Origin of the sequence: Alteribacillus sp. JSM 102045, assembly GCF_041949975.1 — a bacterium.
Lineage (GTDB): Bacteria > Bacillota > Bacilli > Bacillales > Marinococcaceae > Alteribacillus.
On the sequence record NZ_JBHFQG010000001.1, the window covers coordinates 284621 to 308641 of the forward strand.

A 24021-nucleotide genomic window follows, 5' to 3' on the forward strand; every position below is an offset into this window, starting at 1 on the left:
CTACCACTTCTAAAAGGAGAGATTCATTTGCTAAAAGAAATTTCCGAGCAAACCAAAGAGTTTAAAAACAAACTAGAAACGTTTATGGAAACGGAAATCTATCCGAATGAAAAAAAGTATGAAGAACAATTAAGTGAAAGAGAACAACGCTGGCATATTCCTCCGATTATGGAAGAATTAAAAGCAAAAGCCAAAGACCAGGGTTTATGGAATCTGTTTATCCCCGATAAAGAATACGGACCGGGTCTCACAAACTATGAATATGCGTACCTTTGTGAAATAATGGGACGCTCGCTTATCGCACCTGAAGTATTTAACTGCAACGCCCCTGATACTGGTAACATGGAAGTATTAATGAAATTTGGTACTGAGGTGCATAAGGACAAATGGCTGAAACCATTATTAAATGGAGAAATCCGCTCCTGTTTTTCCATGACCGAACCAGACGTTGCTTCCTCTGATGCGACTAATATTCAAAGCAGCATCGTACGTGATGGGGATGAATACGTCATCAATGCTAAAAAGTGGTGGTCGTCAGGAGCGATGGATCCAAGGTGCAAGATTGCGATTGTTATGGGAAAAACCGATCCGAACGCAGCCAGGCATGAACAGCAATCCATGATTTTAGTACCTTTTGATACAGAAGGAGTAGAACTGAAACGTCATTTGCCTGTATATGGTTTTGATCATGCGCCTCATGGCCATTCCGAAGTCCATTACAATAACGTCAGAGTGCCTGCTTCAAACCTTCTATATGAAGAAGGAAAAGGATTTGAAATCGCACAGTCGCGTTTAGGGCCAGGAAGAATACACCATTGTATGCGAGCGATTGGTGCAGCTGAGCGAGCGCTAGATCTGCTTTGTGAACGCGCTGATAAAAGGGAAGCATTTGGCTCAAAGCTTGCTGATAAAGGAGTGATAAGAGAGGTTATTGCTAATGCAAGGGTTAAGATTGAACAAGCACGGCTTCTAACCTTACATGCTGCTCACAAAATTGATACTGAAGGAGCCAAGGCGGCACGTAAAGAAATTGCGATGATAAAAATTGCAGCACCGCGAACTTCTATTGAAGTAATTGATGAAGCCGTCCAAGTGTTCGGAGCAGCGGGTGTTACAGAAGATTTTCCTTTAGCGGAACATTGGGCGAATGCAAGAACGCTTCGTATCGTCGACGGACCAGATCAAGTTCACCTTCGTGATATTGGACGTCTTGAATTACGTGAAAAATTCGGTAAACGAGAGGAGAAACAGCATTGAATAAAAACCATTTACTTTCAGACATTACCAGCCAGATGACATTGCCTGTTATTATGGCGCCAATGTTTCTAGTATCCAACCCAACGACGGTTATTGAGGGCTGCAAAGCCGGAATTATAGGTTCTTTTCCAGCATTAAACGCTAGAAAAGGTGATACATTTGCCGAATGGATGACAGAAATCAAATCTGAAATACAAAAAGCGAAAGCAGAAAACCCTGGAAGCAAAATCGCCCCCTGGGCCGTAAACTTTATTTCACATAAAAAAAATAATAAACGGTATGACGAGGACTTAGAGCTGATTGAAAAATACCAGCCTCCTATCGTGATCACATCACTTGGAGATCCTAAACCTGTTGTGGATATCGTCCATCAGTACGGTGGATTGGTGTTTGCTGATGTTATTAATATCTTTTTTGCCAAAAAAGCAGCTGATAAAGGGGTAGACGGCCTCATTTTAGTTTGTAACGGGGCAGGCGGCCATGCTGGCACCTATCATCCGATGGCATTTTTAAAAGAGGTGAAACAATTCTTTAACGGTGTGACTGTTTTAGCAGGGAGTATATCAGATGGAAGAGATGTGTTAGCCGCCGAAGTAATGGGAGCTGATTTTGCTTATATCGGCACAAAATTTATAGCAGCGGCAGAAAGCTCAGCACCAGAAGAATATCAGGAAATGCTGGTTCAATCCACCATGGAAGATATCATGTATACCGATGTGTTCAGCGGGGTGAATGCGAATTATCTTATCCCTAGTATTAAACAAGTAGGAATTGATCCAAAAGATATCCTTGAGAAAAAAGTAAATAAGCATAACGTAAGCGAACATTCGGAGACCAAAGCATGGAAGGACGTCTGGTCGGCCGGCCATGGAGTAGGTTCTGTCACAAAAATACAAACCGTTCGGCAAATGACAAAGGAGCTGAAAGAATCCTACCGGGAAGCTCATAACCAATTAACAGTAAAGCAATAGAGAGAGGAGAGAAAAAATGAAAGCCTGGCAAGTACAAAAATTAGGGGAGCCAAAAGAAGTACTGCATTTAGCAGATATACCTAAACCCGAGCCGGGGCCTGGTGAAGTGCTTATTAGAATGGAAGCCGCTGCTCTGAACTTTTTTGATATTTTATTGTGTAAAGGAGAATATCAAGAAAAACCATCGATTCCCTTTATTCCAGGTGCAGAAATCGCAGGTGAAATAACAGAAGCCGGACCAGATACAACCAGTACGAAGGGACAGCGTGTATTAGCAACGCCGCAGCTTCCAGATGGCGGCTGGAAAGAGTATGTGGTGGTAAAAGAAGAAGACGTTTTTCCGATCCCTGAAACCCTGCCGCCTGTGTTTATCACCTACCAGACCGCTTATTATGCTCTGCACCGCTGCGGACGCCTGCAGGAAGGAGAAGTACTATTAGTGCATGCAGGCACCGGAGGAGTGGGCTCAGCTGCCATTCAATTAGGGAAAGCGGCGGGAGCAAAAATTATAGCTACTGCCGGCAGCGCTGAGAAAGTAAAAGTATGTGAGGAGCTGGGAGCAGACCTTGTGATTAATTATCGAGAAGAAGACTTTGTCGAAAAAGTGAAAGCGTTTACGGATGGAAGAGGAGCAGATGTGATTTATGACCCCGTTGGAGGCGATATGTTTGACCGTTCGAGAAAATGTATTGCCTTTGAAGGAAGAATTCTTGTTATCGGTTTTGCTGGTGGAAGAATCCCAGAAGTTCCGACCAACCATGCCTTAATAAAAAATTACTCTATCGTTGGAGTGCATTTCGGTTTATTTAGAAAGAAATATCCGGAAAAAGTCGTCCAGGCCCACGAAGAATTGATGGAACTGCATCAAAAGGGAGCCATTTCACCGGTGGTCTATAAAGAGTTTCCTTTGGAGCAGGTCACCGAAGCGCTCGATCTGTTAGCAGGGCGGCAAACGTATGGAAAAGTGGTCATAAAACCTTAAAAAAAACGACCTGTGGTGATATGTCAACAAAAAATGGATGAAAAATGAATCTGTGAAAGATCATTTTTACGAAAAATGGCCTCAAGAAACTAGACCAGTAATTAATTGGGTTTTACTGGTGAACGTCATACCTTTACGCCCCTCTCCTGCGGGAAAAGCAACGGCTGAAGACCCCGCAGGGAGCGTTTTTCTCCCGAGGAGGCTGAAGCGTTGCCCGCGGAAAGCGAAGTGTATTTTAACAGTGGCTATAATCTACAACAAAGTATGTGAAAACACCCTTAAGGAAAAAGGAAATAAGCTCTTCAAAGAGGGCTTAAATATAATATACGAGGGGGAACCCGGTATGGAAAATCCAATAAAGGTAAGTGTAAGTAAGCATATAGGACACATTGTACTTAACCGGCCGGAGAAACGAAATGCTTTATCGACGGAACTGGTTGAACAGTCTATCGAAGCACTGCAGGAGCTTGATAACAATCGGGATGTAAAGGTCATTATTATTTCCGGAGAAGGTCCTGCCTTTTGTGCAGGCGGAGATATTGCTGCCATGCAAACCTTAAACGGCGCAGGTGATATAACTGCATGGATGAAAAAAGCCTCCCATTTCACTAAAACGATTATTGAATTAAATAAATATGCGATAGCTGCGGTGCATGGCTTTGCGGCGGGCGCTGGGTTCAGCCTGGCGTTAGCGTGCGATTTTCTCATATCAGACAAAGATACAAAATTTGTGAGCAGCTTTACGAATATTGGATTGATTCCTGACTTAGGCCTTACGAAACTTTTAACAGAAAGAGTACCTCTTCCTCTCGCAAAAGAATGGATAGCAACCGGCAAGGCACTTTCGGGAGAGGAACTGTATGAAAAAGGGTTAATCAACCGTTTAGCAGCGGATGATGTCGTTAAGGAAGCAGAAGCATTTGCTCAGTCTTTTGTGAATGCCTCACCGCTAAGTCAAGGATATGAGAAAAAATTATTAAACCGGGTTGGAGAGCTGTCCTTTGAGTCAGCGCTGCTTCAAGAAACGATTGCTCAATCCCTGCTCCTTGAAACAGAAGATCACGCAGAAGGAGTAGAAGCCTTTTTAAATAAGCGGAAACCATCGTTTGCAGGGAAATAAAAACGCTCAAATGTTGGGGAGGAGACAGTGGTGATGCAGATCATACAAACCGAAACAAACGATGGGGTCATGACGATAACCCTTACGCGTCCGGAACATCTAAATGCTTTCAATCAGGCGATGTTAGATGAATTATTAACGGTTCTAGATGAAGCAGATTACAATGATGACGTCCGAGCTATTATCATCACCGGGGATGGAAAAGCGTTTTGTGCAGGCTCTGACTTAGAAGGCGGCGCTTCTGCGTTTGTAGATAACGAGACTCCGCCGGATAAATACCGGGACACCGGTGGTACGTTAGCACTGCGTCTTTATGAAATGAAAAAGCCAATTATCGCAGCTATTAATGGAGCGGCTGTAGGCGTGGGTATAACGATGACCCTGCCTATGGATATTCGGATCGCATCTGAAAAAGCAAAAATGGGATTTGTTTTTGCGAGCCGCGGTATTGTGCCAGAATCCTGCAGCGGCTGGTTTTTACCGCGAATTGTCGGTATCAGTACAGCTTGTGATTGGGTTTACTCTGGAAGAATCATTCCAGCAGAGGAAGCAAAACAAGCAGGCTTAGTCAGTGAGGTCGTTCCTCCAGAAGAGCTTCTGCCTTTAGCCAGAGAAAAAGCTAAAAGGATTGCCGAACAAACCTCAGCCGTTTCTATCGCCCTTTCCCGTCAGCTGATGTGGAAAATGCTAGGCGCAAACCATCCGGAGGAATCACACCGGCTTGAATCTAAAATGATTCAGTGGGCAGGCAGCCGGCCGGATGCAAAAGAAGGTGTATCTTCTTTTTTAGAAAAAAGAAATCCTCAGTTTACAATGAAAGTAAGCAAGGATATGCCTTCGTTTTTTTAACAGAAAATAGGGGAGGAACCAATGGATATAAATCTTCAGTGGAAAGAAGCAGCGGCTGTTATCACACTTCAAAATCCGCCTTTGAATGTGCTGACGGATACACTCCTGTCCCAATTGGATGAAGCTGTTGAAGAAGTGCTGCACTCGGAACAGGCGCGGGTAGTGATAGTAACGACAGCAGGAGAAAAAGCTTTTGCAGCTGGAGCAGATATCAGCCAATTTCCAACGTTAACAAAACAAACGGGAATAGAGCTGGTGAATAAAGGCAAGAGGATATTTAATAAGCTTGCCAATGCTCCTTTTCCGGTGCTTTGTGCCATGAACGGAATGGCCCTTGGCGGGGGATTCGAACTTGCTCTTGCTTGTGATATAAGAATTGCAGAAGAGCACGCGAAAATAGGTTTTCCAGAAACGGGCCTTGGAATTATCCCTGGCTATGGTGGCACACAGCGTCTTTCACGGCTGATAGGTCCCGGAAAGGCAAAAGAGCTGATCTTCTCGGGTGAAACGCTTACTGCAGAAGAAGCATATCGTTTAGGTATAGCAGAACATATAGTCTCTGCGGGCGGGGGTTTAGAAAAAGCGGAAGAGCTGGCAGAGAAAATGGTCCGAAACAGTCCACTTGCCCTTTCCAAAGCAAAGCGAGCGGTTAATGAAGGACTCGGTCAAACGATGGAATCAGGACAGGCTCTTGAAAGTGAGCTATTTGGAGAACTATGTGAATCAGAAGATAAACAAGAAGGCGTTCAAGCATTTATGGAAAAAAGAAAACCAGAATTTGCCGGCAAGTAGAAAGGAGCCAATCTCAATATGGATACAATTGCAGTTATCGGTGCAGGAACGATGGGAAATGGAATTGCACAGGTCGCTTCAGAAGCAGAATACAACGTGTTGCTCTGTGATATTAATGAAGAAGGATTAAACAAAGGCTTGAATCGTATTGAAAAGACTCTGCGCCGCAATGTAGAAAAAGAAAAAATAGACCAGGCTGCCGCAGATGGTATTCGAGATCGTATCACTGCCACCATAAATATGGAAGATGTAAAAGACGCAGATGTTGTTATTGAAGCGATTATCGAAAAAATAGAGCCTAAAAAAGAGCTGTTGGCATCGCTCGACCGCATATGCAAGCCATCTGCGATTTTCGCTTCTAACACATCCGGACTGAGTATTACAGAGATGGCTGGAGCGGTAAGCCGAAGCGGCCAGGTCATCGGCACACATTTTTTTAATCCTGTTCCGGTTATGCCGCTGGTGGAGGTCGTGCGGGGCGCGCAGACCTCGGATGAAACCTTTGAAACGGCACATCGGCTGGTGAAAGAGTTTAATAAGACAGCCATTTCTGTAGAGGACGCCCCTTTATTTGCCGTGAATCGTATTCTAGTCCCCATGATAAACGAAGCCATTTTTGTACTCGGAGAAGGCATCGCGAGCGCAGAAGACATTGATGAAGGAATGAAACTGGGAGCAAGTCATCCGATTGGACCACTGGCGCTTGCTGACTTGATTGGGCTGGACACGACCCTGTTTGTCATTGAAACGCTTTATACCGAAACAAATGATTCAAAATACAGACCCGCGCCTTTATTGAAAAAATACGTAAGAGCCGGACGGTTAGGAAGAAAATCAGGCCAAGGCTTTTATTCTTATGAATAACACTTAAGCAGCACGCCATGTGCATAAGGAGGTGGGAGCACTTGAGCCGTCAAAATACAAAAAACGATGGACAAAAGGAAACGATGGATTGGAAAAAGATTGAAAGCTATCTCCGTTCCCAATTGAAAGATCTACCGAAAGGAAATATGGAGGTTCAGCAATTTTCAGAAGGGTACTCTAATCTAACATATTTGATACGTATTGGGGATTGGGAAGCGGTTCTAAGACGGCCGCCGTTTGGTTATGTTCCTCCAAAAGCTCACGACATGAGCAGAGAATACCGTATTCTTAAAAAAGTGCATCCAGTTTTTCCGCTTGCACCGAAGCCCTATCTCTATTGTGAAGATCCAGCGGTTATGGATAAGCACTTTTATGTGATGGAAAAAAAGAATGGTGTCGTTGTGGATGATGAACTGCCTGCTGCGTATGAGGATAAAGAAAAAGCAGGGAAGCTGATCTCCAAAAATGTTATTCACACCCTTGTAACCCTTCAATCGATTGATTATCAAGAAGCTGATTTGCAGGATCTCGGAAAGCCAAAGGGTTATTTGGAGCGGCAGGTTCATGGCTGGATCAAACGGTATGAGAGATCTCTGACGGATGATGTCCCCCGCATCCCGGAGCTTGAAAAATGGCTGGTGGATTATCTGCCTCCAGAAAAGGAAACCACGATTGTACACAATGATTTTAAATTAAACAATATGGTGCTAGACTCGGCTGATCCAGGAAAAACAGTAGGGATACTAGACTGGGAGCTTTCTACAATTGGTGATCCCTTAACCGATGTCGGCTCAACGATTGCATATTGGGCGGATGCGGATGATCCGGATATGGGGATATCGAGGATAACCGATCAGCCCGGCTTTTACAGCCGAAGCGAGTTTTTGCAGGAGTACGAAAAAGCAAGCGGCCGGGACCTTTCAAATATTCATTACTACGCAGCGTTTGGTTTCTATAAACTGGCTGGCATACTTCAGCAAATATATCTTCGCTGGAAAATAGGAGAAATAGAAGACAGAAGATTCAGCACGTTGAATAAAAGTATTTCTAATTTAATGGAAATGGCCGAGAATGCAAGGCTCCGAAGAATTGTTTAAGAAACAGTCTGTTTTAAAAATACTAGCCGGTTGTGATCTATTTTCACGACCGGCTGTTTTTGCTGCGTTTTCTTCGAGGTGAAGCCTCCTCAAGCAGGCTCTGCCGCAACATCCCTTAGCTGGAATTTCAAAATCATTTAAAGATCCTGCTTGGTTACCACATTTCCTCTCTTTCTCCAACTATGAGAAAACTGCGGAGCGCTTCTTTGCTTAATGAAGCTGAAACGTTTCTGCGAGAAGTTCATAGGAACGCAGTCTTTTTTCAAAATCATAAATATTGGTGATGACCATAATTTCATCAGTTTGATAGAGCTCACCGAGGCGGTGCAGCTCTTTTTTTACATAATCCGGTGAGCCAATAACAGCACGTTTTCGGTTTTCCATTATTCGTTTTTCGTCCTCTAAGGAGAGAGGGGTGTTTTTGGATTCTTCCACCGAAACGACTTGGGTACTTCTGCCTTTTTCTACTGCCAACAGCCACAGGTCCTGGCTTATGGCTAGTTCTTCAGCTTCTTTCTGCGTATCTGCACAAACAACGAATATGCAAGCATTTATTTTAGGATACGGCATGCGTTCTGTAGGCTGAAAATATGTTACATATTTTTCTGCTGCTTCCTGGCCGTATTCCGGGTCAATAAAATGTCCGTACGTAAAACCAGTACTGTTTTTGGCAGCATGTTTGGCACCACGTCTGGAAAGGCCGAGTACCCAGGTTTGAGGCCGTGTATCAATCGCTGGTGCTGTTTTTATGGTGCCGTACGGGTGGTCATTTGGTAAATTACCGTCTAAAAATCCTTGCAGGTCAGCAAGCTGTCTTGGAAATTCAATTAAATTTTTCTTCTTGCCATCTGTCAGTGCAAGCCTTATCGTTTCTCCACCTCCAGGGGAACGTCCAACACCGAGATCAATTCGGCCAGGGAATAAAGCTTCAAGGAGTTTGAAGTTCTCAGCAACTTTATAAGGGCTGTATTGCGGCAGCAGCACACCGCCAGAACCGATGCGGATGTGGCGGGTGGTCGTTGCTAAATGAGAAATTAACACCTCAGGTGAAGTGCTGGCGAGCCCGCTTGTACTGTGATGCTCTGCCACCCAAAACCGGGTGTATCCAAGCTTCTCTGCTGTTTGGACTAGCTGTTTGGTCTGCTGTAAAGCCTCGCGTGCAGTAGAGCCTTTTGAAATCGGGGACTGATCAAGGATGCTTAATTTCAACAGAGAATCTCCTTTCCCATCAACTCATGTCTTAGTCTGTGCTTATTATGGGCGAGTTAACATCAGAAAAGCAAAATGTTTGCATGCAGGAGAGAAAAAACATCCATTTTACTAAAATAAAAGTAAATTTTACTTTAAATTTTACTGAAAAGTTTTTATGATGAAAAAAAGGAATAGATTTGGGAAGGAAAGGATCCGATATGGCAGAGATGAATCTGAAACGAACATTTCGAACATTATTTGGATATGAAGAGCACCTTATCTTTTTTGCACCGGGACGAATTAATTTAATCGGAGAACATACCGACTACAATGGCGGATATGTTTTTCCTTGCGCGATCACAAAAGGAACCTATGTATTGGCAGCTAAAAGAAAAGATCAAACGATACGCATGTATTCTAAAAACTTTCCCGAAAAAGAGGTGATCACCTTATCTTTAGAGGATCTTTCTTTTCAAAGTAGTCATGACTGGGCTAATTATCCAAAGGGGATCATTCTGAAGCTCTTCGAACATGGTTATACGATTGATCATGGCTTTGATCTGCTTTTTTACGGAAATATACCAAATGGTGCAGGACTTTCATCATCGGCTTCCATTGAGATGGCAACGGGAGTAATGCTTGAACAGCTGTTTAACTTATCGATAAACAGAACAGATTTAGTCCGAATTGGTCAAAAAGTTGAAAACGAATACATTGGAGTGAACAGCGGAATTATGGACCAATTTGCGATTGGAATGGGTAAAAAAAATCATGGTATTTTACTAGATTGTCATACGCTTGATTATCAGTATGCTCCGCTTCCTCTTGATAACCATGTTCTTCTGATTATGAACACAAACAAAGAGCGAACGCTGGCGTCCTCACAATATAACGAACGCCGTGCCGATTGTGAGGCCGCACTGCGAGACCTGCAGGCTCACACGTCTATTGACACACTTGGAGAATTGTCACCAAAAGAATTTGAAAAGAAAAAAGAGTACATCAAAAATCCAGTGAACCGTCAGCGTGCCCGTCATGCTGTCTATGAAAATGAACGAACAAAAGAGTCGTTAAGAAGACTGCAAAAAGGTGATTTGCAAGGGTTTGGCGATCTGATGAACGCTTCTCATATTTCGCTTCGCGACGATTATGAAGTAACAGGAACAGAATTAGATGCACTGGCAGAAGCAGCCTGGACACAGGATGGATGTATCGGAGCGCGTATGACTGGTGCCGGTTTTGGCGGCTGTGCCATCGCCATTGTAGAAAAAAATAGGACAGAAGCTTTTCAGAAGAATGTTCAATCGTATTATCGTTCCGTCACTGGTTATGATGCTGACTTTTATGAAGCACATGCAGGAGACGGAGCAAAAGAATGGATCGGGGAGGTTTGTTTTACATGAGTGTGCTCGTTGTAGGTGGAGCTGGCTATATTGGCTCTCATGCGGTTCATCAATTGCTCGATCAGGGAAAGCAGCCGGTTGTCGTAGATAACTTGCTAACCGGCCATCGCGAATCCCTGCCAAAAGGAGCAGTATTTTATGAAGGGGATGTACGGGACCGTGAGTTTATGAGGAATGTTTTTAAACGAAAACGAATCCGTCAGGTGATGATGTTTGCTGCTCACTCTCTTGTTGGTGAGTCGGTGAAAAAGCCGTTGCAATACTACGATAATAATGTATTCGGCACACAGGTTCTGCTTGAGACGATGATAGAAGCAGGTGTACGGGACATTGTTTTTTCATCCACTGCAGCTGTTTACGGGGAACCAGAAGAGGTCCCGATTACTGAGGCTGCACCAACTGCCCCGAAAAGTCCATACGGAGAAACAAAGCTGGCTATGGAAAAAATGATGAAATGGTGTGAAAAAGCCCACGGTCTTCGTTATATTTCCCTTCGTTATTTTAACGTAGCAGGAGCACGGCCGGGCGGGCTGATAGGAGAAGACCACAATCCGGAAACCCATCTCGTCCCGATTATTTTAGAAGCAGCTTTAGGTAAACGGGAAGGCATCACGGTGTTGGGCGAAGATTATCCGACACCGGACGGTACGTGTATTCGGGATTATATACACGTGGAAGATTTGATTGCTGCACATCTTCAGGCTCTGCACTATTTAAAAAAAGGCGGGCCAAGTGACATTTTTAATCTAGGAAGCAGTGAAGGTTTTTCTGTAAAAGAAATGATTGAAGCGGCCCGAGACGTTACAGGAAAAGACATTCCTGTTCATTCAGGTGAGCGCCGCGCTGGTGATCCAGCGAGACTAATTGCTTCTTCAGAAAAAGCAAAAAAAGTTCTAGGCTGGGAGCCAAAACGTACTGATATTCATACAACTATTAAAGATGCCTGGAATTGGCACAGCAAAAATCCTCAAGGGTATGGAGGCAGGCTGATATGAATGAGAAAATCATTTGCACATGGGTGGAAGCTCTTGTTCAACAAGCAGGAAACCGGGGCATGATTTCCGCAGAAGACAGAGTGTACAGCCGCAACCAAGTATTAAAGAAATTGGGTATTACCGATTTTAATCCGGATAGAGAAGAAAAAGCACCAAGTGACATTCCAGTTATTTTAGAAAAGCTTATCGACTACACAGTTGAAAAAGGATTGATTGAAAATTTGTTAGATGAAAGAGAGCAGTTATCTGCTTCCATCATGAATGTGTTTGTACCTGCTCCTTCTATCGTTAATCAGCGGTTCCGTCAAAAATATGAACAAAGCCCGGCACTTGCTACGGATTATTTTTATCAGCTGAGCCAGGATTCTAATTACATTCAAACCCAGCGTATCGCAAAAAATGTCCACTATACTATCAACTCTGATTATGGAGAGATCGATATTACGATCAATCTATCTAAACCGGAAAAAGATCCAAAAGGAATTGAAAAAGAAAAAGCGAAAAAAACAGATGCTGCTTATCCCAAGTGCCTGCTTTGTATGGAAAACGAAGGATACGGAGGACGGATAGGCCATCCCGCTCGATCCAATCACCGGTTGATACGAATTGCCATGAATGGAGAGCTCTGGTATTTACAGTATTCTCCTTACGTGTATTATAACGAGCACTGCATATTGCTCTCCGAAGAGCACCGGGATATGAGCATTAATAGGGCCGCAATAGAACGGCTTTTGGCATTTGTTGAAAAGTACCCTCATTATTTTATGGGCTCCAATGCCGATATTCCTATTGTAGGCGGTTCGATTTTGTCTCATGATCATTATCAAGGCGGGCGTTATGAATTTGCACTGGCCAAAGCAGAAGACGATTATTCCTTTTCGATGGATGATTTTCCCGAGGTAAAAGGCTCGGTTGTGAAATGGCCGATGACCGTTCTTCGTTTGCGAAGTGAACACGATGAAGCATTGGCAGCAGCTGCTGACACTGTTATACAAAAATGGATCCCCTATAACGATGAAGAAAGAAATATTATCTCTTCCACGGAAAACAAGCGTCATAATACCGTGACTCTGATTGCGCGCTGGCGCGGGAATACATTTGAGCTTGACTTAGTACTGAGAAATAATCGCACCAGCAGCGAGTATCCTTACGGTATTTTTCATCCTCATGAAGATGTTCATCATATTAAAAAAGAAAATATAGGGTTAATTGAAGTGATGGGACTTGCCGTCCTTCCAAAGCGGTTGAAAGAAGAGCTCCACGGAGTAGAGGTCTATTTGCTTGGTGATGAAAACAAGGTGAAAGGATCACATCACCTGTGGGCAGAGGAGCTGAAAGAGAAATACGGTGAACAGCATGATGCCAGGCAGGCTTCTGATATAGTGAAAAAAGAAACAGGAAACAAATTTCTGCGTGTACTAGAAGATGCCGGTGTATTTAAACGTACAGCTGACGGACAGACCGGATTAAAAGCATTTCTTTATACATTAAATGAGAAATAGAGGTGGCGTGCTTCCGTGATAAAAGAACTAGTAATAGGAGACTGGAACAAAAATGGCGGCCCGCTCGTTCATGTAACGCTTTAAAATAAAAGCGGCATCAAAGTGAAGTAAAGGAGAAGCAATATGGCAACGATTAAAGATATAGCAGAAAAAGCGGGAGTCTCTCTGGCCACGGTGTCGCGTGTTTTGAATTATGACGAGACACTTTCGGCAGCTGAAGAAACAAAAAAACGGGTGTTTGAGGCAGCAGAGGAACTTCAGTATAAAAAGACAATTCGTAAAAAAAGCCCAGCTGTTTCTGTGGCTGTTGTTCATTGGTATACAGAAAAAGAAGAGCTGGAGGATCTTTATTACATGTCGATTCGCCTTGGCGTCGAAGAGCGGTGCCAGGCCAAAGGAATCTCCTTTTTGAAGTATGTGTATGATGACTTTCTAGAGGCGGAAAAAGAAAAAATGGATGGCATCATTGCAGTTGGGAAATTTAGTTCAACGCAGGCTGAGATTCTTAAAGATGTTACCTCTAATCTTGTGTTTGTAGATTCCTCCCCGGACAGCGAAACATTTGACGCCGTGATTACTAATTTTGAAAAAGCTACCGAAAAAGTGCTCGATTATTTTTTTCAACAAGGGCTGGAATCCATCGGCTATATTGGCGGACGTGAAACATACCGTTTGCAGGAAGAGGTCATGGAAGATCCTCGTGAGCGGACGTTTCAAGATTACATGAAAAAGAAAAAAAGGTATGATTCTAACCTCGTTTATACGGGAATGTTTACCGTGCAGGATGGTCAGCGTTTAATGGAGAAATTGTTAGAAGAACATAAGGATAATCTGCCACAGGCGGTATTTGCAGCAAATGATACGATGGCTGTCGGCTGTCTGCGCGCTCTTCATGAACACAGCATTCAAGTACCAGAGGATATCAGTGTCTGTGGTGTAAACGATATAAGTATTTCAAAATATGTATATCCGTCGCTGAGTACCGTAAAGGTGTACACAGAAGTGATGGGAGAAACCGCTGTTGATCTTTTGCTGGAGCGCTTAAATGAAGGCAGAGAGGTAAGTAAAAAAGTAGAAATTTCGACAGCGCTTGTTCACCGTAACAGCAGTAAATAAGAAGACCAGGCTTAAGATAGGGCCTGGTCTGCAATTTTTTTTACGTGAATCTCCGAGCTGTTAAATACCGGATAAGAAACATCTTTATCCTGAATCATTAAACCCAATTCGGTGCAGCCGAGGATCATCCCTTCAGCACCTCGTTTTTTCAAGGCATGTAGAATATGAATCGTTTTGCTTTTAGAAGAAGAGCGAACATTACCAAAGCAAAGCTCTTCAAAAATCTGGCGCTGGAGCTCCTTTTGTTCAGCTTCACCAGGAAGGAGAACTTCTAGGTCGCAGGAATGAAGTCTTTCTCGGTACCAGCTTGATTTCATCAGATATTCGGTTCCAATTAATCCGACTTTTTGAATACCTTGATTTTTAACAGCAGCTGCTGTGGCATCTGCAATATGAATAAAAGGCAAAGTGGAGGCGTTTTGAACCCTGGAGGCAGCCGCGTGTACGGTGTTGCTGCAAATCGCCAGGAGTTCAGCTCCTCCTTTTTCCAGGTTTAGAGCTGCTTCTACTAGTATTTTTCCCACCAGCTCCCAATCATCTTTTTCCTGAGCACGCACAACATTCTCAAAATCCACGCTTTCTAAAAGAACCCTGGCGGAATGCATTCCGCCAAGGCGTTCTGAGATTTCTTCATTTAGTGTTTGATAATAATGAAGGGTGGACTGCCAGCTCATGCCGCCAATCAATCCGATCTTTTTCACGTTTCTCACTCCGTTGTTCTACATATATGGCGCACTTGTTCAAACTCATCCATTATCTCCTGCGATGGTCCTTTACTGAACAAGCTGATAAGGATAATGGATAGGGAAGCAAGCGCGAAGCCTGGAACAATTTCATACAGCTCTGAACCTGTGTAGCCCCAGAGAAGGACGGTTGAGCCACCGATGATAATCGAAACAAGGACTGCCGGCATAGTCGTTCTTTTCCAAAACAGCGAGAACAAAATAGCCGGCCCAAAAGCTGCGCCAAATCCTGCCCAGGCGTAAGATACAAGGTCAAGCACAGTATTGCTCTCATTAAAGGCAAGGATAAACGCAATCAGCAAAATGATGAATACAGCGGTTCGGCTCGCCCAAACCAGTTCTTTTTGCGAAGCCTGTTTTCGAATAAACACGCGGTAAAAGTCTTCAATTAACGCACTTGAAGATACGAGCAGCTGGGAGTCAATCGTACTCATAATCGCAGATAACACCGCAGCAAGCAGAATACCAGCTACCCAGGGATTAAATACCACTTGCACCATCTGGATAAATACTTGTTCCGGGTCATTTAATGGATTATCCGGCCCAAAATAAGCAATCCCAACGGTACCAACCATAAGCGCACCATACAGCGGCAGGACAAGACCGCAGATAATTGCGATTAAACGAGCTTTAGGGATATGAGCAACACTTTTAATCGCCATAAAACGAGTGAGGATATGAGGCTGGCCGAAATAGCCTAGTCCCCAGGCCAGTGCGGAAATAACAGCGACAATCGTAACGGTGCCTGAAGTTTCCCAAAAGACATCGTTGGCAAAATCATACTTTACCGCTTCCCCAACACTTAGTAGGGAAGGATTCACCTGGGCAAGAGCAGACAGAACCTCGCCAAAACCACCCAGCTGCTGAATCGCAATAATCGGTGTCACGAGAAGGGCTAAAAACATAAGAAAACCTTGAATAAAGTCCGTCCAGCTGACTGCGATAAATCCACCGAGAAAGGTATAACCGAAAATGATAAGAGCACCGATGGTAAGAGCGAGCGTGTAATCAAACCCAAAGGTCGTTTCGAATAATTTCCCGCCGGCAACGAGTCCGGATGCTGTATAAAACATAAAGAAAATGACAATAAACAAAGCGGAAACGATACGAAGGAGGTGTGATTTGTCACGAAACCTGTTTTCGAAAAACTCAGAGATGGTAATAGAATCATTGGCAAAATACGTATAATTGCGAAGTCGTTTTGCGACATAGTGCCAGTTAATTGCAGCCCCAACAGCAAGACCAATTGCAATAAATAAACTCCATTCACTCATACTAGAAGCATAAGCGACACCCGGCAGACCCAGGAGCAGCCATCCGCTGAAGTCACTAGCTTGTGCAGAAAAAGCTGTGACCCAGCTGTTTAATTTTCTTCCGCCGAGGATATAATCTGACATAGAGTTTGTCATGCGGTAAGTGATAATACCAATGACAATTAGAAGTACTAAATAAAAACCGAATGTAATATAGACCGGATTCACGTTTGGTTCCCTCCTTTTTCTTTAATGTAAGAAACAATAGCCCATACAATCAGAAATGGCATGGGGAAAAAGAGCCAAAACCAAGTCCAAAATGTAAATGTTTCCATTTTTAATATTCCTCCTTTTTTGGGTTATTGGCAGAGCCCCTCACTCTAATTGTATTCATGGTAATGAAATGAATTCTTGAAGTCAAATACATATAAAACACTGGCAGCATGCTGAAATTGACGCAAGTCGGTTATTGCGGTAAAATTTTCTTGCATAAACATATATCAGCATAAGATTTCCTGGATGGAAAGGAGAGAGAAGGATGGCTGAAGAATTTGTTTATGGAAATACACCATGTTTTTTAAATGGTAAAAAGATACATGATAAGAAGGAACTGAATGAAGTAGATGCGGTAGTATACGGTGTGCCGTGGGAAGGCGGCGTCACGTGGGGGAATTATACGAGCTGTGAAATGGGGCCGAAATCGATGCGCCTTGCTTCCGGACGTTATTCCGGGTTTTTGCCGGAACTGGATGCGATTGATGTGTTCGAGCATGTGAAGCTCGGTGACTTAGGCGACATAATGATTAATTGGAACAGCCCCGAAGAAACAATGGACCACATCACCTCATTTACACGGAAAAATATTTGGAGCAGCCCCTCTGTATTCCCAATAGGATTAGGCGGCGACCATACTATTACATACCCTATTATAAAAGGACTGGTGGAAGAGCAGGGCAAGAAAGTCGGTATCATTCATCTTGACGCACATTACGATAATGCGAAAACATTTGGAAATGACAAATATGCAAGAAACACACCATTTGCCCGTTTATATGAGCTGGATGGCGTACGTAACGAAAGCTTAATCCACACCGGTATTCACGGTCCGCGAAACAAGCCGGAAAGCGGCAGGTTTGCAAAGGAAGCAGGTGCTGTGACTATTACAGTAAGAGACATTCGTGAGTGCAAAGATATTTATAAAATGGCGGATGAAATTTATAAAAAAGCAAGCCAGGATGTGGATGTTGTTTATCTATCGATCTGCAGCGACATTTTAGACTTTGCTTTTAATCCAGGCGGCCCGCCTGATGCGAATGGACTCACTTCTTATGAGCTGCTGACACTTGTCCATGAATTCGGCAAAAAAGGAATCGTCGGCATGGACTTTGTGGAAGTGTATCCGGAAACAGATCTGAACCAATTTTCCGCTCATTTAGCTTCAACAATCGTATTATATGCACTTGCTGGTGTGGTGAAAAATCAACAGGGGTAAGGTTTTCTTTCGGACGATTTGGTGAAAAACCGGGTCGTTTGTTTATGAGGCGGTAAATTCCTGAAGAGTTTAAACGAAAAAAATGGCGGCCAAGCAATGGCAATGGGCTAAGCACCCAATCGGCATGAGACCTAGTGATAATAGTCACCAAGGAAGGGGTTAAGGGCCCGGGCGGAAAGAGAATCGAAGAAGAGCAGTCACTAAGTAAGCGGATGGCTGACCACCCATTCGCAAGAGTAAGTCCCCCGGACGGTCACTAAGCCTACGTCAATCACTTTATCATGCTTTTCCATAATTGGAGTAAACAAAAGAAGGGCTAGAACACCCTTCTTCTTTTCTATCATTCATCTTCAGCTGTAATACGGCCTTCTACTTCCGGAATCGGTTTGCCGTTCGCAATATAATCACTGATAACATCACTTAGAGCTTCACCAGATTCAAAGACGATTTCTCCTTCTTCAAAGCTTTCATAACCGTCGCCTCCTGCAGCCATAAAGTCATTGATCGCGATCACGTACGTTTCTTCTTCATCCAAGGGTTCTCCATTTATAGTAATTTCTTGAATTCTTTCTTCCGGCTCCTGTGCAGGATCAAATGTAAACTGAGCGCCTGAAATGTGCGGGAACCCTCCATTTTGTGCAGGATACAGCCGGATACCGTGTTCTAAGCTATCCAAGATTTGCTCCCCGGTTAATTCAATGGCAACGACCGTATTGGGGAAAGGAAAAGCAGTGAGCACATCTTCAAGTGTTACGTCTCCGGCTTCTATATCATCGCGGATTCCGCCGCCATTTGTGATGGCCATATCAACATCTGCCATCTCTCTCATCGCATCGGTTACGAGGTTGCCAAGATTGGTTTCCTGCGTTCGTACTAACTCCCTGGCTCCATCAAGCTTGGTATCAATAGTGCCGATCACTTCACTTAACTGCTCTTCTACTTCCTTTTCATAGTTTGATATCATTTGCTCCACCTCATGATCTGGTTCTAATCCCTCATGATCACGGATGAGGTGGCCGTTCACCGTTAAAAGCTCATCCTTATGAAAAACCATAGTAGTGACGCCGGCTGCTTTGCTGTGTTCATAAGCTTGAGAAATAAAAGTGTCTCCATGTTTTTCAGGTGACTCTATTGTAGTATGACTGTGTCCGCCTAAAATTAAGTCAACGCCTTCGACTGTTTCTGCAATGTCCTGGTCGACAGAGTAACCCTTATGGGTCAGAAGGACGACGTGATCGGACTCCTGCTTCACTTCTTCAACGAGCTGCTGAGCAGCCTCGACCTCGTCTTGAAACGTCAATCCATCTACATTATCAGGATGCGTGCTTACAGGTGTATCAGCCGCTGTTAACCCAATTAACGCAATTGTTTTATCCAGAGCCTCTACATAATGGGTGGAGGTTAAAAACTCCTCACCCGATTCTGTGTAAACAACATTCCCGCTTAATACTGGAAAGTCAGTCATATTATCTAATTCCAGCAATCGTTCATATCCGTAATTAAAGTCGTGGTTCCCGGCTGTTAACGCATCATATCCGACTTCATTCATGACTTCAGCCGCAGCTTCCCCTTCATTAAAATTGACTACATTCGTGCCGTGAAAAGCATCTCCTAAATCGACAACAAGACTATGTTCACTGTACGATTCCACATTATCTGCGATCGTGGCAATTTTAGCTGCGCCCATTTCTCCGTTTTCTTCATCGGAAGCAAGACGTCCATGTACATCATTGGTATGTACAAAAGATAGTCTTTCAAAATTGTTATCGTATCGACCAAACAGCTCTTCCATTTGACTTTCATTTACAGGATGATGAGGACGAAGCGGGTCGGCTTCATAACGCTGAATGAGACCAAGTTGAGCGGCTTTGCCGCGATAGCTTCCGTTTTTCACCGTACTATCATATGTTTCATCAGCTTCCTCTAGCTGAAGAGCGCGAAGCATAAGCATTAAGGCGTCATTCCCAGTAACTTCTTCATCCGTTCCGAAATTTTCTTCCGTCCAGCCGTTTGTAATCCCAAGTGCCTCGGCGGCTTCTGCATAAGGAGCAAAATCTTCATTCACATCGTTAAAATCGGTGTCTTCTGTTTCCCAGCTTTCTACAGGGACCTCCATCGTTTCAAGCAGCCCTGTGATAAATTCCTCTCGAGTGACTTCCTCCTCTGCAGAAGCTTGACTAAATGTTAAAATAGACAGCATAGCAGTACCAAACGATATGGCTCCTTTTTTCAACATGTAATCCCTCCACCATATTTTCAAAAATATTCATAAAAATAGTTTAGGAAAATAGGCGTAATCATGCATGAATATAAAAGAATGCTACTATCCTATGGAAATAAAAACACAGCTGATGTCGTAGTACTTTACATAAAAAGGAGATAAGCAGGAAATTGTCGAAAGAAAGAAATATATTTGCATCAAAAAGCAAGCTTCGTGTGGGGAAAGGAGCGTGTCAATACAATATGAAAAAAAGAGTTCTTTATACGAGCGGAGTAGTTATCTTTGGCATATGTTTTTTATTTATGCTGTACTACGGAAAAGAAACATTTTATGTGGAAAACATAGAAACCTCTGCTGAAACGCATGATTTCCACTTTGCTCTGATCATAGAAGAGGCCGGCAATCCTTACTGGCAGATGATAGAGCGAAGCGCCGAAGAAACTGCATCTAAACATAATATTTACTTAGAAACCATTGGGCCTCGAAAGTCTGATACGGATGAAGTATTAAAAATGATCGACCGTATGATTGCTGCAAAAGTAGATGGTATCATTACCCAGGGGCTGCCTGGTCCGCGTTTTCTGGAGCTTATGAATAAAGCTTCTGAAAACGGTGTTCCTGTTCTAACAGTAGACAGTGATGTTTCGGAAAGTGAACGTAAGGCCTATATTGGAACCGATAATTACGAGGCAGGACGTCTGGCCGGAGAGGAACTGATTCAGTCAACGGAAGGCAAACAATTTGTGGGTATTATTACAGGAAATCTGGAGTCATTAAATCAGCAGGAGCGAATCAAAGGGTTTGAAGACGCCTTAAAAAAAACAGACCGGATTGGCATTGTTGATATTCAGGAGTCGAACATTACAGAAGCCGGGGCGGCACAGGCTGCTTATTCCATGATGAAACAGCATTCAGAAATAAACGCGTTATTTGGTACGAGTGCATTAGATGGTATTGGGATGGCCGAAGGAGTCGAAGAAATTACGGTATGGGAGAGGCCGTACATGATTACGTTTGATATTCTTCCTGAAACCTTGGAGCTGCTTGAAGAAGGAAGCATTGATGCAACTGTGGTGCAGTATCCGGAAGAAATGGGAGAAAAAGCGATTCATATCATGCTTGAACTTCAAGAAAAAGATTATGTAGAACCATTACAATATACCAAAACCAATGTGATTCACCGGGCAGACTGGGAGACGCTGGAACCTGATGAGGAGGATGCCTCATGAATTGGTTTTCGTCTATCCGAGCTAAACTGTTATTATGTTTTTTTGTGTTTATTGTTTTATTTAATATTTTATCCGTTTCCATATATGTCAGCTCCAGTCATTTTACTAATGAATATCATACCAGTTTTGAACGTTTCTTAATCTTCAATTCTATCTCTCAAAAAGCAAGTGAACTCGCTGAAGACACGAAGGCTTACGTCAGAGAACAAAACGATGATCATTTGGACTCCTATTACGTTAGTCTTGAAGAATTCCGAAGAGAGCAGAACCGTCTGAAAGCAGATATGGAAAGGGAGGAAGATATACAGCTTACAAACTATTTAAATTTAATGGAATCCCTTATTAGAAACAGTGAAATAACAGTAGGTTTTGTACTGCGGGATGATATTGAACGCTACACGGAGTTTTTGCAGGAAACGCAAAGCACCGCTTCCTATATTCAGGAAAATACACTGTCCTTGATTGATCTTGAGCTAACAGAATATCAACAGTTATACGCTGATTTACAAGATAGAAATGAATCCTTTCGTCTTTTTACTATATTTTTGTTTATTAATACAGTCATGCTGGCTGTTTTCTTTGCCTTCTGGTTTTCAAACGGAATCACCAAACCGCTGCAAACATTGGCGGCAGCAGCAAAAGAAGTCTCTAAAGGTAACTTTAAAGGAAAGCCGGTAGAGGTCCATTCTAATGATGAGATGAAGCTGCTCGGAGATACCTTTAATCAAATGAAAACGGACATAAACGACTATGTAGAAAAAATGAAAGAAAAAGCAGAAATGGATCGTTTAATGAAGGAATTGGAGTTAAAACATCTTCAAAACCAGATCCATCCTCATTTTTTATTTAACACATTAAACACAGTCTCTAAAATGGCGTACTTGGAAGATGCCGCATCCACATCTGAATTAATAGAATCCGTGTCGGTGCTTTTACGTCACAGCCTGGGAGATATTGATCAATCGGTATCATTAAAAGAGGAAGTAAAAGTAGTAGAAAGTTATTTTCAAATACAGCAAACACGTTTTCAAGACAGGGTTGATTTTGTAACAGAGATCGACGAACACAGTCTTCATGTAAATGTTCCGCGCCTCACGCTGCAGCCGCTTGTAGAAAATGCGTTTATTCATGGGGTGGAAGCCTTAGAAGGAGGCGGCACGATTATGCTTAGTGTTTTTTCACAAAAAGATGTCGTAGTTGCAGAAGTCATAGATAACGGAACCGGAATGACACAGAAGCAGGTAAACAAAGTACTTGCACTTGGAACAGAAGACGAACATACAGGCCATTCTACCGGCCTTGGGATGACGAACGTCATAAGGCGGCTGCAGCTCCATTATAAGGCTGAATATGTAGCAGAAATAGATTCAAAAGAAGGAGAAGGGACTACCGTGCGTCTGCTCTTGCCAAAAGCAGATGAAACAGAAGAAACAGCGTAAAGAAAGGAGGATTTTTATGAAAGTGCTGATTGCCGAAGATGAAATTCTTGAACGAAAAGCCATGTGCAAATTTATAGAGGACCATTTTAAGGATATAACGATTGCAGGTGAAGCGGTGAACGGAAGAATGGCTATAGAACTAGCAAATGAAACGAGTCCGGATATTATTTTAATGGATATTAAAATGCCTGGGATTAACGGAATTGAAGCGATAGAAAAAATAAAACAGCAGCACCCTTATATTCAATTTATTCTCGTATCGGCATACGACTCATTTGAATATGCAAAACAGGCGATGAAACTAGGAGTGAAAGAGTATATATTAAAGCCGGGTAAAAAAGAAGAAACCATTGAAGCTATTCAGCGAGTGCGGAAGGAAGCAGATCATCTGCAAAAGGAAATGGATCAATTATCTCATCATTCGGAGCTTGCAAAGCAGCTGTTACTATCTAAAGTCATGAACGAAGAAGCAGATGACGAGGTCATGCGTCTGAAAAAAGAGTTGTTTCCTGACATGGCTTCTGCTTTTTTTCTCGTTATTTCCCATGAAAACCATCAAGCCTTTACTTTAAAAAGCGAACATGTTCAGCAGTGGACAACTGATACTGTCATTGGTGATCATGAAACAGGGCGTCAGATTATACTTCTCTGTATTGGTGAGAAACAGCAAAATCTCCAGGAAGTAAGGCGGCTGAAAAAAAGAATACAGCGCGAATGCGGAGGCCGGTTGGTGATAGGAAGCGGCCATCCTGTTCAAAAAATAGAGAATTTATTCAAATGTTACTATGAGGCATTAATGGATAAACAATCCTTGAAAACGAAGAACCGGGAAACGGATGATAAGAGACTGCTAGAAGTAATAACCGCAGCTGTATTAAGCGGAGACGAACAAGACGCTTTATCTCATATGATGCTTCTGTTAGAACAGCGAAATGCCAAGACGCAGTGTGAGGAGCTGTATTATGTATTCAAACAAACGTTTCACTTAAACAATGTGGCTATGCCGGTATTGCAGCTTAACGAGCTGCAAACAGATCAGGACTGGTATGCCTTTATTCGACAGGCATTCTTAAATGCAAGGTACCACTATCAATCACTGGATAAAATAGAAAGAGCAAAAAAATATATTGATGAACATGTGAACGAGGCTATTTCCCTTGAAGAAATCGCAGAATATACAGACCTCAGCCCTGCCTATTTTTCTAATTTATTTAAAGAAACACTAGGAGAAAATTTTATTGACTATGTAACAAAACGCAGAATAGAAAAGGCAACCGCAATGATGAAAGAACAGGCGTACACCTTGAAGGAAATTAGTTTTACGGTTGGGTATAAAGACCCTAACTATTTCAGCAGGGTGTTTAAAAAGTACTATGGCTTATCACCGAAACAGTATCAAAAACAAACCTTAAAAAAGTGAAGAAATTCATAAAATTATACAGATTATTTTTCTTCTTGCGTAAGGTTCTCCTTTTTATAATAGAGTATGAAAGCGTTATCAATAA

Annotated in this window: 21 protein-coding genes; 16 read left to right on the top strand and 5 right to left on the bottom strand. The window is 42.9% G+C overall.

Going from position 1 to position 24021, the window contains the following annotated elements:
• Positions 1-27: 27 nt before the first annotated feature.
• From ACE1TI_RS01335 to ACE1TI_RS01370, 8 genes are all read left to right on the top strand, one after another.
• Positions 28-1257 (top strand): acyl-CoA dehydrogenase family protein, encoded by a 1230-nt coding sequence (locus tag ACE1TI_RS01335; RefSeq protein ID WP_375005762.1) that lies wholly within the window; start codon positions 28-30, stop codon positions 1255-1257.
• Positions 1254-2228, top strand: coding sequence for an NAD(P)H-dependent flavin oxidoreductase (locus ACE1TI_RS01340; RefSeq protein ID WP_375005763.1), 975 nt, complete (start codon positions 1254-1256; stop codon positions 2226-2228). Before ACE1TI_RS01335 ends, ACE1TI_RS01340 begins: the two co-directional genes overlap by 4 nt.
• A 16-nt stretch (positions 2229-2244) precedes the next feature.
• Complete coding sequence (locus ACE1TI_RS01345; protein WP_375005764.1) at positions 2245-3210, top strand: NADPH:quinone oxidoreductase family protein; 966 nt, start codon at positions 2245-2247, stop codon at positions 3208-3210.
• Between the two features lie 343 nt (positions 3211-3553).
• Positions 3554-4330 (top strand): enoyl-CoA hydratase/isomerase family protein, encoded by a 777-nt coding sequence (locus ACE1TI_RS01350; RefSeq protein WP_375005765.1) that lies wholly within the window; start codon positions 3554-3556, stop codon positions 4328-4330.
• A gap of 33 nt (positions 4331-4363) precedes the next feature.
• The gene (locus tag ACE1TI_RS01355; RefSeq protein ID WP_375005807.1) at positions 4364-5179 is read left to right on the top strand and encodes a crotonase/enoyl-CoA hydratase family protein; all 816 of its coding nucleotides are present in this window, start codon (positions 4364-4366) and stop codon (positions 5177-5179) included.
• Positions 5180-5200: 21 nt separating this feature from the next.
• Complete coding sequence (locus ACE1TI_RS01360; protein ID WP_375005766.1) at positions 5201-5971, top strand: enoyl-CoA hydratase/isomerase family protein; 771 nt, start codon at positions 5201-5203, stop codon at positions 5969-5971.
• 18 nt (positions 5972-5989) lie between these two features.
• Positions 5990-6835: a 3-hydroxybutyryl-CoA dehydrogenase gene (locus ACE1TI_RS01365; protein WP_375005767.1), complete on the top strand. Its 846-nt coding sequence runs from the start codon at positions 5990-5992 to the stop codon at positions 6833-6835.
• 41 nt (positions 6836-6876) lie between these two features.
• The gene (locus ACE1TI_RS01370) at positions 6877-7932 is read left to right on the top strand and encodes a phosphotransferase family protein (RefSeq protein ID WP_375005768.1); all 1056 of its coding nucleotides are present in this window, start codon (positions 6877-6879) and stop codon (positions 7930-7932) included.
• A gap of 210 nt (positions 7933-8142) precedes the next feature.
• Here ACE1TI_RS01370 and ACE1TI_RS01375 read toward each other — a convergent pair whose 3' ends face one another.
• Positions 8143-9144 carry an LLM class flavin-dependent oxidoreductase gene (locus ACE1TI_RS01375; RefSeq protein WP_375005808.1) on the bottom strand — a complete coding sequence of 334 codons (1002 nt, stop codon included), beginning with the start codon at positions 9142-9144 and terminating at the stop codon, positions 8143-8145.
• A gap of 197 nt (positions 9145-9341) precedes the next feature.
• Between ACE1TI_RS01375 and ACE1TI_RS01380 the strand changes: the two genes are divergently transcribed.
• The 4 genes from ACE1TI_RS01380 to ACE1TI_RS01395 all read left to right on the top strand — a co-directional run bounded on the left by ACE1TI_RS01380 (position 9342) and on the right by ACE1TI_RS01395 (position 14139).
• The gene (locus tag ACE1TI_RS01380) at positions 9342-10526 is read left to right on the top strand and encodes a galactokinase (RefSeq protein ID WP_375005769.1); all 1185 of its coding nucleotides are present in this window, start codon (positions 9342-9344) and stop codon (positions 10524-10526) included.
• Positions 10523-11521 (top strand): UDP-glucose 4-epimerase GalE, encoded by a 999-nt coding sequence (gene galE, locus ACE1TI_RS01385; RefSeq protein ID WP_375005770.1) that lies wholly within the window; start codon positions 10523-10525, stop codon positions 11519-11521. Before ACE1TI_RS01380 ends, galE begins: the two co-directional genes overlap by 4 nt.
• Positions 11518-13023 carry a UDP-glucose--hexose-1-phosphate uridylyltransferase gene (gene galT, locus ACE1TI_RS01390; RefSeq protein WP_375005771.1) on the top strand — a complete coding sequence of 502 codons (1506 nt, stop codon included), beginning with the start codon at positions 11518-11520 and terminating at the stop codon, positions 13021-13023. Before galE ends, galT begins: the two co-directional genes overlap by 4 nt.
• Positions 13024-13146: 123 nt before the next feature.
• A complete protein-coding gene (locus tag ACE1TI_RS01395; protein ID WP_375005772.1) occupies positions 13147-14139 on the top strand; it encodes a LacI family DNA-binding transcriptional regulator in 993 nt (330 codons plus the stop codon).
• An 11-nt stretch (positions 14140-14150) separates the two neighbouring features.
• Here the strand turns inward: ACE1TI_RS01395 and ACE1TI_RS01400 are convergent, their stop codons facing one another.
• Positions 14151-14840: an aspartate/glutamate racemase family protein gene (locus ACE1TI_RS01400; protein ID WP_375005773.1), complete on the bottom strand. Its 690-nt coding sequence runs from the start codon at positions 14838-14840 to the stop codon at positions 14151-14153.
• Between the two features lie 5 nt (positions 14841-14845).
• Complete coding sequence (gene putP / locus ACE1TI_RS01405; protein WP_375005774.1) at positions 14846-16363, bottom strand: sodium/proline symporter PutP; 1518 nt, start codon at positions 16361-16363, stop codon at positions 14846-14848.
• 310 nt (positions 16364-16673) lie between these two features.
• Between putP and ACE1TI_RS01410 the strand changes: the two genes are divergently transcribed.
• Positions 16674-17627, top strand: coding sequence for an agmatinase family protein (locus ACE1TI_RS01410; protein WP_375005775.1), 954 nt, complete (start codon positions 16674-16676; stop codon positions 17625-17627).
• A 200-nt stretch (positions 17628-17827) separates the two neighbouring features.
• On the opposite strand, the gene ACE1TI_RS01415 is transcribed toward ACE1TI_RS01410, so the two are convergent.
• Positions 17828-17971, bottom strand: a complete 144-nt coding sequence (locus tag ACE1TI_RS01415; RefSeq protein WP_375005776.1) for a hypothetical protein — start codon at positions 17969-17971, stop codon at positions 17828-17830.
• Positions 17968-19863: a 5'-nucleotidase C-terminal domain-containing protein gene (locus ACE1TI_RS01420; protein ID WP_375005777.1), complete on the bottom strand. Its 1896-nt coding sequence runs from the start codon at positions 19861-19863 to the stop codon at positions 17968-17970. The genes ACE1TI_RS01415 and ACE1TI_RS01420 overlap by 4 nt, the downstream gene beginning before the upstream one ends.
• A gap of 227 nt (positions 19864-20090) precedes the next feature.
• Between ACE1TI_RS01420 and ACE1TI_RS01425 the strand changes: the two genes are divergently transcribed.
• From ACE1TI_RS01425 to ACE1TI_RS01435, 3 genes are read left to right on the top strand one after another with little or no spacing between them, the layout of a single operon-like run.
• Complete coding sequence (locus tag ACE1TI_RS01425) at positions 20091-21077, top strand: substrate-binding domain-containing protein (protein WP_375005778.1); 987 nt, start codon at positions 20091-20093, stop codon at positions 21075-21077.
• On the top strand, positions 21074-22516 hold the full coding sequence (locus ACE1TI_RS01430; RefSeq protein WP_375005779.1) for a sensor histidine kinase: 1443 nt from the start codon (positions 21074-21076) through the stop codon (positions 22514-22516). Before ACE1TI_RS01425 ends, ACE1TI_RS01430 begins: the two co-directional genes overlap by 4 nt.
• A 16-nt stretch (positions 22517-22532) precedes the next feature.
• Positions 22533-23936, top strand: coding sequence for a response regulator transcription factor (locus ACE1TI_RS01435; protein ID WP_375005780.1), 1404 nt, complete (start codon positions 22533-22535; stop codon positions 23934-23936).
• The last annotated feature ends 85 nt before the right edge of the window (positions 23937-24021 follow it).